The organism is Pseudomonas sp. Marseille-Q5117, from assembly GCF_946901175.1.
Lineage (GTDB): Bacteria > Pseudomonadota > Gammaproteobacteria > Pseudomonadales > Pseudomonadaceae > Aquipseudomonas > Aquipseudomonas iranensis.
In genome coordinates this window covers 97,462-112,500 of the sequence record NZ_CAMPPP010000002.1, presented here as the reverse complement: position 1 = coordinate 112,500, position 15,039 = coordinate 97,462, and the positions used below count along the sequence as shown (strand labels likewise).

Below are 15,039 nucleotides of genomic sequence, written 5' to 3'. Positions count from 1 at the left end.
CCCTGAGGAAAAGAAATCAACCGAGATTCCCTTAGTAGTGGCGAGCGAACGGGGACTAGCCCTTAAGTTGATTTGAGATTAGCGGAACGCTCTGGAAAGTGCGGCCATAGTGGGTGATAGCCCTGTACGCGAAAATCTCTTATCAATGAAATCGAGTAGGACGGAGCACGAGAAACTTTGTCTGAATATGGGGGGACCATCCTCCAAGGCTAAATACTACTGACTGACCGATAGTGAACTAGTACCGTGAGGGAAAGGCGAAAAGAACCCCGGAGAGGGGAGTGAAATAGATCCTGAAACCGTATGCGTACAAGCAGTGGGAGCAGACTTTGTTCTGTGACTGCGTACCTTTTGTATAATGGGTCAGCGACTTATTTTCAGTGGCGAGCTTAACCGAATAGGGGAGGCGTAGCGAAAGCGAGTCTTAATAGGGCGTCTAGTCGCTGGGAATAGACCCGAAACCGGGCGATCTATCCATGGGCAGGTTGAAGGTTAGGTAACACTGACTGGAGGACCGAACCGACTACCGTTGAAAAGTTAGCGGATGACCTGTGGATCGGAGTGAAAGGCTAATCAAGCTCGGAGATAGCTGGTTCTCCTCGAAAGCTATTTAGGTAGCGCCTCATGTATCACTGTAGGGGGTAGAGCACTGTTTCGGCTAGGGGGTCATCCCGACTTACCAAACCGATGCAAACTCCGAATACCTACAAGTGCCGAGCATGGGAGACACACGGCGGGTGCTAACGTCCGTCGTGAAAAGGGAAACAACCCAGACCGTCAGCTAAGGTCCCAAAGTTATGGTTAAGTGGGAAACGATGTGGGAAGGCTTAGACAGCTAGGAGGTTGGCTTAGAAGCAGCCACCCTTTAAAGAAAGCGTAATAGCTCACTAGTCGAGTCGGCCTGCGCGGAAGATGTAACGGGGCTCAAACCATACACCGAAGCTACGGGTATCACCTTCGGGTGATGCGGTAGAGGAGCGTTCTGTAAGCCTGTGAAGGTGAGTTGAGAAGCTTGCTGGAGGTATCAGAAGTGCGAATGCTGACATGAGTAACGACAATGGGTGTGAAAAACACCCACGCCGAAAGACCAAGGTTTCCTGCGCAACGTTAATCGACGCAGGGTTAGTCGGTCCCTAAGGCGAGGCTGAAAAGCGTAGTCGATGGAAAACAGGTTAATATTCCTGTACTTCTGGTTATTGCGATGGAGGGACGGAGAAGGCTAGGCCAGCTTGGCGTTGGTTGTCCAAGTTTAAGGTGGTAGGCTGAGATCTTAGGTAAATCCGGGATCTTAAGGCCGAGAGCTGATGACGAGTTACCCTTTGGGTGACGAAGTGGTTGATGCCATGCTTCCAAGAAAAGCTTCTAAGCTTCAGGTAACCAGGAACCGTACCCCAAACCGACACAGGTGGTTGGGTAGAGAATACCAAGGCGCTTGAGAGAACTCGGGTGAAGGAACTAGGCAAAATGGCACCGTAACTTCGGGAGAAGGTGCGCCGGTGAGGGTGAAGGACTTGCTCCGTAAGCTCATGCCGGTCGAAGATACCAGGCCGCTGCGACTGTTTATTAAAAACACAGCACTCTGCAAACACGAAAGTGGACGTATAGGGTGTGACGCCTGCCCGGTGCCGGAAGGTTAATTGATGGGGTTAGCTAACGCGAAGCTCTTGATCGAAGCCCCGGTAAACGGCGGCCGTAACTATAACGGTCCTAAGGTAGCGAAATTCCTTGTCGGGTAAGTTCCGACCTGCACGAATGGCGTAACGATGGCGGCGCTGTCTCCACCCGAGACTCAGTGAAATTGAAATCGCTGTGAAGATGCAGTGTATCCGCGGCTAGACGGAAAGACCCCGTGAACCTTTACTATAGCTTTGCACTGGACTTTGAATTTGCTTGTGTAGGATAGGTGGGAGGCTTTGAAGCGTGGACGCCAGTTCGCGTGGAGCCATCCTTGAAATACCACCCTGGCAACTTTGAGGTTCTAACTCAGGTCCGTTATCCGGATCGAGGACAGTGTATGGTGGGTAGTTTGACTGGGGCGGTCTCCTCCTAAAGAGTAACGGAGGAGTACGAAGGTGCGCTCAGACCGGTCGGAAATCGGTCGTAGAGTATAAAGGCAAAAGCGCGCTTGACTGCGAGACAGACACGTCGAGCAGGTACGAAAGTAGGTCTTAGTGATCCGGTGGTTCTGTATGGAAGGGCCATCGCTCAACGGATAAAAGGTACTCCGGGGATAACAGGCTGATACCGCCCAAGAGTTCATATCGACGGCGGTGTTTGGCACCTCGATGTCGGCTCATCACATCCTGGGGCTGAAGCCGGTCCCAAGGGTATGGCTGTTCGCCATTTAAAGTGGTACGCGAGCTGGGTTTAGAACGTCGTGAGACAGTTCGGTCCCTATCTGCCGTGGACGTTTGAGATTTGAGAGGGGCTGCTCCTAGTACGAGAGGACCGGAGTGGACGAACCTCTGGTGTTCCGGTTGTCACGCCAGTGGCATTGCCGGGTAGCTATGTTCGGGAAAGATAACCGCTGAAAGCATCTAAGCGGGAAACTTGCCTCAAGATGAGATCTCACTGGAACCTTGAGTTCCCTGAAGGGCCGTCGAAGACTACGACGTTGATAGGTTGGGTGTGTAAGCGCTGTGAGGCGTTGAGCTAACCAATACTAATTGCCCGTGAGGCTTGACCATATAACACCCAAGCAATTTGCTGACCTGAGAAGGCACCAGATTGCGGTGTGTGAAGACGAAACGAACCGAAAGTTCGAAACGCACAAACACCAGCTGTCACATACCCAATTTGCTGAAGCGAGGCCATCTGGTCACGAGTCAGTACCCGAATTTCTTGACGACCATAGAGCGTTGGAACCACCTGATCCCATCCCGAACTCAGCAGTGAAACGATGCATCGCCGATGGTAGTGTGGGGTTTCCCCATGTGAGAGTAGGTCATCGTCAAGATTAAATTCCGAAACCCCAATTGCGAAAGCAGTTGGGGTTTTGTTTTGCCTGCGGGAAAGTTTTTCAGCGCTACGGCGAACAAAATTGCACAGTTATTTTCGAATCAGAACACTAGAATAGCCCCATCTTTATCGGAGCCAGAGCCTGTATGTCAGAATCGGTTGACGCCCCCGGGCTGTCAGATTTACCGCTGGAAGACTTGATAGCCTGCCACGAGTGCGACTTGCTGATGCGCAAGCCGACACTTGCCCATGGTGAAAAGGCCCTATGCCCGCGTTGTGGTTATGAGTTGTACGCCCACCGCCATAACGTGGTGCAGCGCAGCCTCGCCCTAGTAATCGCCGCGTTATTACTTTACGTACCGGCAAACTTTTTACCCATCATGCAACTCAATATCCTCGGGCAATCTTCGCAGGATACGGTCTGGAGTGGCGTGGTCGGTCTGTTCAATACCGACATGCAAGGAGTGTCGATTGTCGTCTTCCTTTGCAGCATGGCCATACCGTTGCTCAAGTTGCTGTGCCAGCTGTTTGTGTTACTGACGATTCGTTTCGATGTCGGCCGAAGCTACGGTTTGCTGCTCTATCGTATTTACCATCACCTCAGAGACTGGGGCATGCTCGAGGTCTACCTCATGGGCGTCCTTGTCGCGATCGTGAAGCTGGCGGATATGGCAGCAATCACCGTCGGCCTCGGGCTGGCATGTTTCATTGGCTTGTTGTTGGTACAAGTCTGGCTGGAGGTGGTGATGTCACCGCATCAGATCTGGCAGGCATTATCAGGAGAGGATGCCCATGCGGGCGATTGATGCGGGCATTCTGGTGTGCACCGAATGCCACGAACTGAACAAGCAGGAAGCTGACGTCGATGAGCAAAGCTGTACCCGCTGCGGCGCGCAGGTGCACGCTCGCCGCCCCAACAGCCTGACCCGCACCTGGGCGCTGTTGATCACGGCGGCCATTATCTATATTCCGGCGAATGTCTTGCCGATCATGACGGTCAGCTCTTTGGGCCAGGGTGAGCCGAGCACCATCATGTCCGGGGTGATTGAACTGGTGCAGCACGGCATGATTCCAATCGCGAGCGTGGTGTTCATCGCCAGTATTCTGGTGCCCACGTTCAAACTGGTCGGCATCGCGTTGTTGCTGTTTTCCGTGCAGCGCCGGCAGCCATTGTCGGCCCGTCAGCGTATCTGGATGTACCGTTTCATCGAATTCATTGGCCGCTGGTCGATGCTCGATATTTTTGTGATCGCCATTCTCGTGGCGGTCGTCAACTTCGGCCGGATAGCCAGTGTCGAAGCCAATCTGGGCGCCGTCGCCTTCGCCTCTGTGGTGATTTTGACGATGCTCGCCGCAGTAACTTTCGATCCCCGACTGATTTGGGATAACACGGAGTCGGACGACGACCATGACTGATTTGCCTGTAGCGAAAACCCGACCGGCTTCGAACTGGTCGGCCATTTGGGTGCTGCCTCTGATCGCGCTGATCATCGGCGGCTGGCTCGGCTGGCGTGCTTATTCCGAGACCGGTATAGAGATTCAGGTGCGCTTCGAAAGCGGCGAAGGCATCCAGGCCAACAAGACCGAAGTGGTCTACAAAGGCATGCCGGTCGGCAAGGTCAAGACGCTCAAGCTCGACGATGAAGGCAGCTCGAAAGGGGCGATCGCGACCATCGAAATGAACAAGGACGTGGAACAGTACCTGAAGACCAGCACGCGGTTCTGGCTGGTCAAACCGAGCGTGACCCTGGCCGGTATCACTGGTCTGGAAACGCTGGTCTCGGGTAACTATGTCGCGATCAGTCCCGGTGAAGGCGAGCCGGTTCGCAAGTTCAAGGCTTTGGCCGAAGAGCCGCCACTGTCTGACGCCAAGCCCGGTCTGCACCTGACCATCAAGGCCGATCGCCTCGGCTCACTGAATCGCGGCAGCCCGGTGTTCTACAAGCAGATCAAGGTCGGTCAGGTCAAAAGCTACGTGCTTTCCGAGGATCAGAGCACCGTTGAACTGAAGGTGTTCATCGAGCCGACCTACGCCAAACTGGTGCGCAAACACACACGTTTCTGGAACGCCAGCGGCATCAGCATCGACGCCAACCTGTCCGGCGTGAAAGTCCGTAGCGAATCCCTGGCCAGCATCGTCGCCGGTGGTATCGCCTTCGCCACGCCGGAGAATCGCAAGGACAGCCCAGCGACCGATCCGAGCCTGCCGTTCCGTCTCTATGAAGACTTCGACGCCGCCGCTGCCGGAATTCGCGTGAAGGTCAAGCTCAGCGATTTCGAGGGCCTGCAGGCCGGTCGCACACCGGTGATGTACAAAGGCATTCAGGTCGGCAACCTGAAAGCGCTCAAAGTCGATCCGGACCTGAACAGTGCAACAGCCGAGCTGACCCTTGATCCGTTGGCCGAAGACTATCTGGTTGAGGGCACGCAGTTCTGGGTGGTCAAACCGTCGATTTCCCTGGCGGGTATTACCGGCCTGGAAGCGCTGGTGAAAGGTAACTACATCGCCGTGCGTCCGGGCGACAAAGGCGCTGCGCCGAAACGCGAATTCGAGGCGCGACCGAAAGCACCGCCGCTGGACCTGCGTTCGCCGGGCCTGCATCTGGTGTTGTTCACCGATTCGCTGGGTTCGATCGATGTCGGCAGTCCGATTCTGTACAAGCAGGTCAAGGTCGGTTCGGTGCAGAGCTACCAGTTCTCCCGAACCAAGAAGCAGCTGGTCATCGGCGTGCACATCGAGAAGGAATACGAAAACCTGGTCAACGCCTCGACGCGCTTCTGGAACGTCAGCGGCATCACCCTCACCGGTGGCTTGACCGGGGGCATTCAGGTCAAGAGTGAATCTTTGCAAACCCTAATGGCCGGCGGTATCGCCTTTGAAACGCCGCAAGCCAATGCGCCGTTGAAGAAACGCATACCGCGCTTCCGTCTGTTCGCCGACCACGATGAGGCAAACAAGAAAGGCGCGGTAGTGACGATCAAGGTTGATCGCGCTGACGGCCTGAGCAGCGGTACGCCGGTGCGTTTCAAGGGGCTGGATGTCGGCAAGATTGAAAGCGTCGATCTGACCGATGACATGCAGTCGGTAATCCTCACCGCACGCATCACTGAAGTGCCGGAGAAGATTGCGCGAGTCGGCAGTCAGTTCTGGGTGGTCAAGCCGGAGCTGGGCCTGATCAAGACGCAGAATCTGGAAACGCTGGTCACCGGAAAATACATCGAAGTCCAGCCGGCGGCGAAGAATCTCGGGCCGCAGAAGAACTTCGTTGCCTTGGCCGAGGCGCCGGAAGTCACCAAGCAAGAAGCGGGTCTGAGTCTGGTGTTGAGCGCCGCACGTCGTGGTTCGCTTAAGCCTGGCGTACCAGTGACCTACCGTGAGATCACCGTCGGAAAGGTGACCGGTTATGAATTGGGCCAGACAGCTGACCGTGTGTTGGTGCACATCCTGATCGAGCCGAAGTACGCGCCACTGGTGCGTAGCGGCAGCCGCTTCTGGAACACCAGCGGCGTGGGCTTCGATTACGGTTTGTTCAAAGGCGTGACGGTGCGCACCGAGTCGCTGGAGACACTGATTCAGGGCGGGATTGCCTTCGCCACACCGGATGGCGAGCGCATGGGCAATCCGGCGCGGGCCGAGCAGACGTTCCCGTTGTTCGACAAGTTCGAGGATGAATGGCTGACCTGGGCGCCGAAGATTCAGCTTGGTAAGTAGTGGCGCCTGTCGAATAGCCTTCGAGCAGGCTCGCTCCCACAGGGGAACGCATTCCAACTGTGGGAGCGAGCCTGCTCGCGAAGGGGCCAGCCAAATCAACACAAAATCCAGGCGATAAAAAAGGGCCGCGATCTCATCAGATCGCGGCCCTTTTTTTGCTTCAGCTACCGCCGATCAAACCGCATCCAGCTCCGGCTCATCGGCCTGCACGTTCAGCGTGGCCTTGACCACATCATGGCGACGGATGTACTTCCAGTCCGCCTCATCAATGTAGATGCCTGCCGGGCCGCTGCCGCCTTCCAGGTCGATTGCGACACTGGCGCAGACCTGCGGCTTCACACTCGCCAGAATCGGCACGAAGCCCAGTTGCAGACTGGTTTCCAGCAGCGCCGCCTGGTTCTTCTCGTCGATGTCCGCCGCCTCGTCGAGGTAGTACGGCAAACGCACGCGGCCGGCCAGATCGCGGTCCATCAAGTGCAGCAACAAGTACATGTTGGTCAGCGCCTTGATGGTCATGGTCGTGCCGTTGGACGCCGCGCCGTCGATGTCGGTGTGGATCACCGGTTGGCCGTTGACCTTGGTGATCTCGAAGGCCAGTTCAAACAAGTCCTTGAGGCCGAGCTGGTTGTGGTTCGCTGCCACCAGCCGCGCGAGGTATTCCTTGGCCTCTTCGTTCTTGTTGTCCTGCTCGGCGCTCTGGCTGAGGTCGAACACCGACAGGGTTTCGCCTTCTTCGTATTGGCCGGCGCTGTGGATGATCTGGTCGATGTGCTTGAGCGCTTCCTTGTTCGGCGCGAGGACGATGCGGAAGCTCTGCAGGTTGGAAACCTGACGCTTGTTGATCTCGCGGTTGAACAGCGCCAGTTGGTGCTCGAGGCTGTCGTAGTCGCTGCGAATGTTGCGCAGAGTGCGGGCGATGTCGGTGACCGCCGCGCGCCGCGCCTTGCCGAGGGTCAGGGCTTCATCGGTACGGTGTGCGTAAGCGTTGATCAGCAGCGACAGACGCCGCTCCATGTCGTCTTCGCTGTCGAACTTGGCCACACCTTTCAAACGCACCTGCGCGTACAGCGCCTCGATCTGCCCATCGGCGCGCAGCAGACCCTGCCAGCTATCCTGATAGTCGTTGAGCAACGGCAGCAGGTTGTCCATCGAATCATCGACCGGATCCATGAACGGCGTACCGAACGGCAGATCCGCTGGCAGCAACTGACGACGACGCAGGGCATCGTCGAGGGTGCGTTGCTTGGCTTCCATGTCGGCGATCTGCCGGCCGACCAGTTGCAGCTTGGCCGACAGTTGCTGGACGCGCTCGGTGAAGGCATCGCTGGAGCGCTTGAGTTCGTCCTGCGCAGCTTCCATCTGCGCCAGTTGTTCGAGTTTGTCGCTTTCTTCGGCGCTCAGGGTCTGGGTGCGACGGAAATCTTCCAGCGCCTTCTGCGCGTCCAGCACCTGCTGATAGAGCGCCTCGGTCTGGGTCTTGCTCGCGGCGCGGTCGGCGGCCACGGCTTGCTGGGTTTTCAGTTGCTTGAGCTCTTTTTCCAGACGCTCCTTCTGATCGCGCAACGCGGCGCGGTCAGCCAGAGCCTGCAAGGCAGGCGGCTCAATGTGCGAGATGTCGATCGACAGGCCCGGCACTTCGAAGCGCTCGCCCTTGAAGCCATCAAGTATCAGCTCCACGGATTTGACCCACTCGCCGTTTTCGTCGAGGGTGATGCCGTGCTCGCCCAGCGGCAGGCTGAACAGCGCGCTGTTGAACAGGCGCATCAGGCGTTCGACATCCTGTTGCGAGAACTCTTCGCGCAGACGGGCGTAGCTGTTGTTATCAGCGTGATCGAGTTGCTGCTTCACCGACTTCAGGCGTTTTTCCAGATCGCGCAGACGCTCTTCGAGATCTTCGGCGCTGAACTGACGCGACTGCGCCAGGGCACCGGCCAGTTCATCGTGAGCATCCTTGGCGGCGAGCAATTGTTGCTCGAGCACTTTGACGTCATCGACCAGGGCGAAGCGGTTCTTCAATACCGACAGCTCACCGAGCCAGCGCTGGATGCCGGAAATTTCCCGCTCCAGACGCATCAGTTCCTGAGTGCCGCCGCGCTGATCGTTTTGCAGATCGTCCTGCTCGCGACGGTAGTGCTCAGCCTGGATGGTCAGCTCTTCCTTGCGCGCCGTGGCGTAGTCCGACCAGGTGCCGAGCAGGGAATCGAGCAGCGGCGACAGGCGATGCAGTTTGCCGCGCAGCACATCGCGCTGTTTCACGCCGTTGGCCAGCGCTTCAACCAATGGACCGGCGGCGACCAGCGAGTTGTAGTCCTGCTCCATGCGCCGCACATCGCGGAAAGCTTCTTCGCACGCGGCGATGTAATCGACGCTGCCGGAACGCAGGCTGTGCTCGAAAGCATCGAGGAACAGTTGCTTGAGCTTGGCCGCGGTGATTTCGCGCATGTGCAGCAGGTTGATGAACAACGCACGGAAAGTTTTCAGGCTCTGCTCGCTGGTGGAGCGCAGCGGGATCAGCGTCAAGTCGAGCGGGATCGACGTATGGCCGCCAACCAGCAAGCGGCGCAGTTCATCCGGCTTGAGTTCGTAGGCTTTCAGGCCTTCTTTTTCGAGGTTGCTGAACAGTTCTTTCTGGCGCAGGCAGGTGTCGTTTTTCTGGTAATGCGCCAGATCGAGCTTGCCGGCGTAGGCGAAGAACTGGTGCCCGAAACCGCCGCCCGGGCCGCGCCCGACCACGCCGATCACGTGGGGGCCATGGGGCAGGTTGACTTCAACGAGGATGTAACTGGTGTCGGAGGCGAAGTAGAAGCGCCGCGATTGCTCGAGGCTGTACTTGCCGAAGCTCATGTCCGACATGCGCGCCAGAATCGGGAACTGCAAGGCGTTGATCGACGCTGATTTACCGAGGTTGTTCGCGCCGTAAACCGATAGCGGTTCTTCCAGCGGGAACAGGCCGAGGCTGTAACCGGCGGTGTTCAAAAGGGCAAAGCGGCGGATGCCGTAGCGTTCCTGGCTCATGCATCGGACTCCTGTTCTTCGGCAATGGCGCGGGCCAGTGCGTCTTCTTCGCTTTCTTCTTCAAATTCGGAAAGATCGAGCGGATCGTCGGTTTCGAGGAATTTTGCTTCGGCTTCTTCGTCGATCAGCACCGGCGCCGGCAGCGGCAGAACGCTGTGGACGCTGGCTGCGAGGTCGCGGTCCTGTTGTACCGACAGGCACACGTCGAGGAAACGGTGCATCGGTGGCAGGAAGCGGTAGACACCGTTTTCTTCGCCGGCGAAACCAAGCTGGGTCATGCGGCGCATGATTTTTTCTTCGAGTTCTTCGACGGTCTGCACTTCGGCCTGGATGAACAGGTCGCGGTACTTGTCCAGCAGCGACGGCAGTTCTTCGCGGCCGAGGCTGCCGCCGTCGAGCACGGCGATCGGGTCGCGGCCCTGATCGGCCAGATGCTCGACGAGGATGAAGGTGAACAGCGCCAGACGCTGGGCGGTCTTGTTCACCGCTGCGGCGGCCATGTCCGGCACGAAGTAGTAGAAACCACGGGTGTCGCAGACCAGTTCAAAGCCCAACGCCTTGAACAGCGTGCGGTACTGGTCCTGGAAATTCGACAGTTGTGCATACAGCTCAGGATCACGGCGGCTGACGTGGTAACCCTTGAACAACTCGCGGAAAATCGGCGCCAGTTGCGACAGTTCGGAAAGATCAAGATGCATTTGGGATGCTCGCAGAATCCTCGGCGGCGGTATCGCTGGCCGAGAGCAGGGCGAAGGAGCGCAGGCTGACCTGGTGCTCGTGAGTGTGGTATTCGCGGCGTTCCAGACGCTCGCGCTTGAAGCGTTTTTCCCGCGACAGGCGCGAGAACCAGTAAAGCAATTCGTCGGTGGCGCCGTCCGGTTCCTGCTCCAGCAGCCAGGTCATCAGATCCGGCATCGGCAGGGATTCTTCGCACCGATCGACCATCTCGCGCACGGTGCGCGGTGCACGTGGGGCGTCGCCAGCCTTTTGGGTTTTGTGCGCCTTGGGGAAGCGCGCCGGTTTCGGCTCGAAACGCGCCAGCGCGTAGACGTAGGCTTCGACCTGACTGGCGCTGCCCAGGAAAGTGCTCTGTGGGCGGGTGAACAGCGGCATCGCCGCTTGCGGTACGGCGTCGATGCCTTTACGGCGAATTGCCGCCAGTGCCAGTGCGGCGCCGCGAGTGACGGCATTGTGCCGACGTGCTTCTTCACGCAACGGCAGCAGCAGCTCGCGGGCATGGCGCAGGGTCAATTGCGCGCTGGTCTGCATTTCGAGGATGCGTGCGTGGGTGCGCAGGAGCATGTCGTCATCGACCAGGTGGCCGAGGCGCTGCTGTTCGCTGAGCATCTTCAGCAGCACGGTTTCGACCTTGCGCACGCCTTGTTCGAAGGCGCCGTCGGCGTTGACCAGATCGATCATCGGCTCGACGTATTCGTCCCACGTCGCCAGGACTTCGGCGTACCGCTGACGCAGCGGAATCTGCCGGTCGCTGGTCTTCGCCCGTTCGGCGACTGCCACCAGGGCCTGTTCATCGTTGTCGAGTTTCTTCAGTACGTCGCGCACGCGCATGTCGAGCAAGCGCAGCTGGCGCGCCAGATCGTTGCCATCACGAACGTCGAAAGCGTCCTGGATGTAACCAGCCAGACGCTCCAGGTGACGCAAATAGGCTTCGATTTCCAGGCACAGACCGAGGCGGTGTTCGCGGCGCAGGTAGGCGAGGAAGTCGTGGATCTGCGCGTTGAGCTCGAAACGGTTCGGGCTTTTCGCCACCGGAACCAGAATATCGAGGCGAATCCACACGTCGAGCAGGCTGGTGATGTCCTGCGGCGTGCTGTCGAGTTGTTGGGCGGCCAGTTGCGTGCGCAGTTCGTTGAGGCTCAGGGTGCCTTGGTCGAAGTGCTCGCACAGTGGCTCCAGAAGTGCCCAGTGTTCAGCGAGGGCGCGCAAGACGCGCTTGGGTTCGATCATCGGAATGGCCGGCTGGTTGGCGATTAAAAGCGGCGATTGTACTGCATCACAGGCGCGGCGATTCACTCTCGGGACGGGCTGTCGCATTCTTTGCCCAAAGGGCAGCGGCGCAGCGCTGCGCGGGGTATCGATCAACAGCGAGCGATCTTGTGCGAAGGGCGGTAGAATCAGCGCACTTTCCGTTATCCACAAGTGGCCGACCTTTGCTTATCGAGTCCCGCCGCCGCGCCTATTTGAACGCCATGCAGGTGGTCAACTGGCTGCCGCGCACCGAACTGCCTTTCGCCGCACCGTCGCGGCCCGAGCTGCTGGAGATGCCCGAGCCTGAGCTTGAGGTACCGGTTGTTCCGGCGCCTTTGGCCGAAGCACCGGCGCAGCCTGCCGCGCGTCAGGCCGAGCGACCGAAAATCGAGGTGCCGCGTCCGTCGCTGGCCAGTACCCGCAACGGCGCCAAACCGGTGGAGGAAGTCGACGACACGCCGATGGTGGTCAAGCCAGCGCCAGTGCCGCCGCCACGGTTCGCCCTGCAACTGCTGCGCGCCGGGCGCTGCCTGCTGCTGGTCGAGTTACCCACAGGCGAAGCGTTTCAGAGTCGCGATCCGGCCTACCTGCTGCTCAAGGACATGCTGCGCGCCGCCGGTCTGCCGGATGCTCCGCAGATCGTCGGCGAACCTGTGCGCTGGCCGTGGCTCAATCGCGGCACGTTGGATCAAGGCCCGGAAGCGGCGCGCGACTTCGTGCAAGGCTTCCTCTCGGTGCAGATGGAAGCGGCGCCCTGCGCCTGTCTGTGGCTGATCGGCCTGCCGGCGGTGAAATTTGCCGGGGGAGCGGACGCCGAAGCGTTCAATAGTGAATTGCAGATCGAAGGTCTGGGCCTGGCCTGGGCGATTCCCGGTCTGGAACTGTTAATGGAAGAGCCACAGCGCAAGGCCGCTGTGTGGCAAGCCATGCGTCGGCTGATGGCGCGCTGGAAACAATCCGATGAGTGAGGCTGTAACCTTTCGCCCGATGACCGAGGCGGATCTGGACGCTGTGTTGAAGATCGAATACGCCGCGTACAGCCATCCGTGGACCCGGGGCATCTTTCTCGATGGCCTGGGCAAATACCAGATCTGGCTGATGTTCGAAGGGCAGCAGCAGGTGGGCCACGGTGTGGTGCAGATCATTCTTGATGAGGCGCACCTGCTCAATATCACCGTCAAGCCGGAAAATCAGGGGCGCGGGTTGGGGCTGACATTGCTTGAGCATTTGATGTCGCGTGCGTATGCGGCTGAGGCTCGGGAATGCTTTCTCGAAGTGCGCGACAGCAACACGGCTGCGTTCAAGTTGTATGAGCGGTATGGCTTCAACGAGATCGGCCGGCGTCGCGATTATTATCCGGCGGTGGGCGGGCGTGAGGATGCGGTGGTGATGGCCTGTACCCTGGTTGACTGATCGACCTTGAAAGCTTCGCGAGCAGGCTCGCTCCCACATTGGATTTTGTAACCATCCCTGAACCCTGTGGGAGCGAGCCTGCTCGCGAACGCGTCAGATCAGGCGCCTCTTATCTCCGCTTGCCATCCAGCGGATCCAGATCCGCCAGTTCCGCTTCATCCAGCCCGTCACCGCCGCCGATGTCATTTTCATCGACCACGCTCAGATCCCAATCCGCCTGATTACCCTCGCCGACTTCCTCGGCATCGCGCGCACCATCCTCGCGAATCAACGTTTCCGGGCTCAGGTCATCGTCAGTCGGCTGGTGATCGTCCACCGAGGCCCCGGTCATACCCGCCTCACGCACTCGCTCAGCAGGCATCAATTGTTCACGTTCACGCTCGGGCAGCTCATCGCCGATCTTCGCGCTGGGCTCTTCATCGTCAAAGTCCAGCTCGTGCACCGAGCCCATGCGGTCTTCGTTATCATCGATGGGTTCCGGTTGCACCGCATCATAAGGGCGTCGTGAATCAGTCATGGCAATTCCTCATAGTGTGGGCCTTACTGAGTGGACTCACCGGGCGCGCGAGAATTCCAACGAAAACACTTTGCGCTGGCGGCGTGACTTCGACGGGTGGTCGTCTATCAAACCTGCGCATCTTTCTTGAGGCCTTATCCATGCACGATCTACAAGACCTGATTGATAACAACGAGCGTTGGGCTGACGCGATCACCAAGGAAGACCCGGATTTCTTCGCCAAACTGGCGCGCCAGCAGACTCCGGAATATCTATGGATCGGCTGCTCCGACGCACGCGTACCGGCCAACGAAATCGTCGGCATGCTGCCGGGCGATCTGTTCGTGCACCGCAACGTGGCCAATGTCGTGCTGCACACCGACCTCAACTGCCTGTCCGTGATCCAGTACGCGGTTGATGTGCTCAAGGTCAAACACATCCTCGTCACCGGCCACTACGGCTGCGGCGGCGTGCGCGCGTCGATGCAGGATCGCCAGTTCGGCCTGATCGATGGCTGGCTCCGCTCGATCCGCGATCTGTACTACGAAAAGCGCGAAGAACTGGCCAAGCTGGCAACCGAGGAAGAGCAGGTCGATCGCATGTGCGAACTCAACGTGATCCAGCAAGTGGCCAACGTCGCACACACCAGCATTATTCAGAATGCCTGGCACCGCGGGCAGCCGCTGTCGATCCACGGCTGCATCTACGGCATCAAGGATGGCCGCTGGAAAAGTCTGAACACCACCATCAGCGGTTTCGAGCAACTGCCGCCGCAATACCGTTTGCGTCCGGTCGGCGCGCCGTAACCGCAGCTTTCAGCTTCGGCCTGGATGACGCCAGCGCTGTAAAAAGCGCTGGCCTTCAGGCGTGGGTGGGTCGTCGTAACCGGTGATCCAGCCACGGCAGCGCGACGAGCCGCAATCGCAGGCGAACTGGCGTAGCAGTTTGGCTTCGGTCGATGCGTAATCAATACTCAGATGTTCGCCGCTGTGGATATCTTTCAACGCCCACAGCCACAACTCAGCCATGTCCAGGAATGCATTCGGATCACACGCGTGTTTCAGCACCCCGCAAAAACGCGGATCGTATACGTGGATGCCGGTTTGCAACTGGAGAGTATGTCGGCAGCGGTAGGGCAGCAATTGCCCGGAAACCCGGCACATTCGGCTGATACGCAGAAACTCGCGGCGCGCGACCACTGCCGTGGCCATGCCCTGTTCGTCGTGGATGATCTGGAAGTCGTCGCAGGATGGGAATCCCAGTCGCACGGGGAGTCCGGCGAAGGGATAAATGCCTTTGGTATCGCGCGGCGGGTGCCGGCCCATGGCTTGATTGTTCATAACGATCCCTGTTGGTAGGTGTTGCCTCCGGGTTGTGCCCATGCGTCGTTTCGCGACGCATGATTGGATCCAAGCGTCGCGCAATTGCAACATCGAGTCTACTGTCAAACCTGACA

Annotated in this window: 11 protein-coding genes and 2 rRNA genes (1 of these 13 only partly in view); 8 read left to right on the top strand and 5 right to left on the bottom strand. The window is 58.6% G+C overall.

Translation table 11 applies throughout. The annotated features are described in order from the left end of the window. The 5 genes from OC605_RS03605 to OC605_RS03585 form a co-directional block, all read left to right on the top strand. A 23S ribosomal RNA gene (locus tag OC605_RS03605) occupies positions 1-2,687 on the top strand (it extends 207 nt beyond the left edge of the window). Between the two features lie 153 nt (positions 2,688-2,840). Beyond that, a 5S ribosomal RNA gene (rrf, locus tag OC605_RS03600) occupies positions 2,841-2,956 on the top strand. A 148-nt stretch (positions 2,957-3,104) separates the two neighbouring features. After that, on the top strand, positions 3,105-3,764 hold the full coding sequence (locus OC605_RS03595; protein ID WP_041480024.1) for a paraquat-inducible protein A: 660 nt from the start codon (positions 3,105-3,107) through the stop codon (positions 3,762-3,764). Continuing rightward, the gene (locus OC605_RS03590; RefSeq protein WP_071173597.1) at positions 3,751-4,374 is read left to right on the top strand and encodes a paraquat-inducible protein A; all 624 of its coding nucleotides are present in this window, start codon (positions 3,751-3,753) and stop codon (positions 4,372-4,374) included. The genes OC605_RS03595 and OC605_RS03590 overlap by 14 nt, the downstream gene beginning before the upstream one ends. Continuing rightward, entirely contained in the window at positions 4,367-6,670 is a 2,304-nt protein-coding gene (locus tag OC605_RS03585) for an intermembrane transport protein PqiB (protein WP_262136325.1), read from the top strand. The genes OC605_RS03590 and OC605_RS03585 overlap by 8 nt, the downstream gene beginning before the upstream one ends. Before the next feature lie 174 nt (positions 6,671-6,844). Here the strand turns inward: OC605_RS03585 and mksF are convergent, their stop codons facing one another. The 3 genes from mksF to mksB are packed head-to-tail and all read right to left on the bottom strand — an operon-like array spanning position 6,845 to position 11,653. Then, entirely contained in the window at positions 6,845-9,685 is a 2,841-nt protein-coding gene (mksF, locus tag OC605_RS03580) for an Mks condensin complex protein MksF (protein WP_041480021.1), read from the bottom strand. Further along, positions 9,682-10,383 (bottom strand): Mks condensin complex protein MksE, encoded by a 702-nt coding sequence (gene mksE / locus OC605_RS03575; RefSeq protein WP_016773189.1) that lies wholly within the window; start codon positions 10,381-10,383, stop codon positions 9,682-9,684. The genes mksF and mksE overlap by 4 nt, the downstream gene beginning before the upstream one ends. Then, positions 10,373-11,653 carry an Mks condensin complex protein MksB gene (gene mksB / locus OC605_RS03570; protein WP_160768349.1) on the bottom strand — a complete coding sequence of 427 codons (1,281 nt, stop codon included), beginning with the start codon at positions 11,651-11,653 and terminating at the stop codon, positions 10,373-10,375. The genes mksE and mksB overlap by 11 nt, the downstream gene beginning before the upstream one ends. Positions 11,654-11,895: 242 nt before the next feature. On the opposite strand from mksB, the gene OC605_RS03565 reads away from it, so the two are divergent. Next, the gene (locus tag OC605_RS03565) at positions 11,896-12,642 is read left to right on the top strand and encodes an energy transducer TonB (RefSeq protein ID WP_262136483.1); all 747 of its coding nucleotides are present in this window, start codon (positions 11,896-11,898) and stop codon (positions 12,640-12,642) included. Beyond that, positions 12,635-13,087 carry a ribosomal protein S18-alanine N-acetyltransferase gene (gene rimI, locus OC605_RS03560; RefSeq protein WP_039761243.1) on the top strand — a complete coding sequence of 151 codons (453 nt, stop codon included), beginning with the start codon at positions 12,635-12,637 and terminating at the stop codon, positions 13,085-13,087. The genes OC605_RS03565 and rimI overlap by 8 nt, the downstream gene beginning before the upstream one ends. A 109-nt stretch (positions 13,088-13,196) precedes the next feature. Here rimI and OC605_RS03555 read toward each other — a convergent pair whose 3' ends face one another. Next, a complete protein-coding gene (locus OC605_RS03555) occupies positions 13,197-13,604 on the bottom strand; it encodes a hypothetical protein (protein WP_024014311.1) in 408 nt (135 codons plus the stop codon). A 140-nt stretch (positions 13,605-13,744) separates the two neighbouring features. Between OC605_RS03555 and can the strand changes: the two genes are divergently transcribed. Further along, positions 13,745-14,389: a carbonate dehydratase gene (can, locus tag OC605_RS03550; protein WP_039761245.1), complete on the top strand. Its 645-nt coding sequence runs from the start codon at positions 13,745-13,747 to the stop codon at positions 14,387-14,389. 9 nt (positions 14,390-14,398) lie between these two features. On the opposite strand, the gene OC605_RS03545 is transcribed toward can, so the two are convergent. Next, positions 14,399-14,923, bottom strand: coding sequence for a lysine methyltransferase (locus OC605_RS03545; RefSeq protein WP_262136324.1), 525 nt, complete (start codon positions 14,921-14,923; stop codon positions 14,399-14,401). Positions 14,924-15,039 lie beyond the last annotated feature (116 nt).

Bases quoted from the DNA above. Each gene is read 5' to 3' on its own strand.
- OC605_RS03555 (WP_024014311.1), bottom strand. From the start codon at position 13,604: ATGACTGATTCACGACGCCCTTATGATGCGGTGCAACCGGAACCCATC.
- mksE (WP_016773189.1), bottom strand. From the start codon at position 10,383: ATGCATCTTGATCTTTCCGAACTGTCGCAACTGGCGCCGATTTTCCGC.
- mksB (WP_160768349.1), bottom strand. From the start codon at position 11,653: ATGATCGAACCCAAGCGCGTCTTGCGCGCCCTCGCTGAACACTGGGCA.
- mksF (WP_041480021.1), bottom strand. From the start codon at position 9,685: ATGAGCCAGGAACGCTACGGCATCCGCCGCTTTGCCCTTTTGAACACC.
- OC605_RS03565 (WP_262136483.1), top strand. From the start codon at position 11,896: ATGCAGGTGGTCAACTGGCTGCCGCGCACCGAACTGCCTTTCGCCGCA.
- OC605_RS03545 (WP_262136324.1), bottom strand. From the start codon at position 14,923: ATGAACAATCAAGCCATGGGCCGGCACCCGCCGCGCGATACCAAAGGC.
- OC605_RS03590 (WP_071173597.1), top strand. From the start codon at position 3,751: ATGCGGGCGATTGATGCGGGCATTCTGGTGTGCACCGAATGCCACGAA.
- OC605_RS03595 (WP_041480024.1), top strand. From the start codon at position 3,105: ATGTCAGAATCGGTTGACGCCCCCGGGCTGTCAGATTTACCGCTGGAA.
- OC605_RS03585 (WP_262136325.1), top strand. From the start codon at position 4,367: ATGACTGATTTGCCTGTAGCGAAAACCCGACCGGCTTCGAACTGGTCG.
- rimI (WP_039761243.1), top strand. From the start codon at position 12,635: ATGAGTGAGGCTGTAACCTTTCGCCCGATGACCGAGGCGGATCTGGAC.
- can (WP_039761245.1), top strand. From the start codon at position 13,745: ATGCACGATCTACAAGACCTGATTGATAACAACGAGCGTTGGGCTGAC.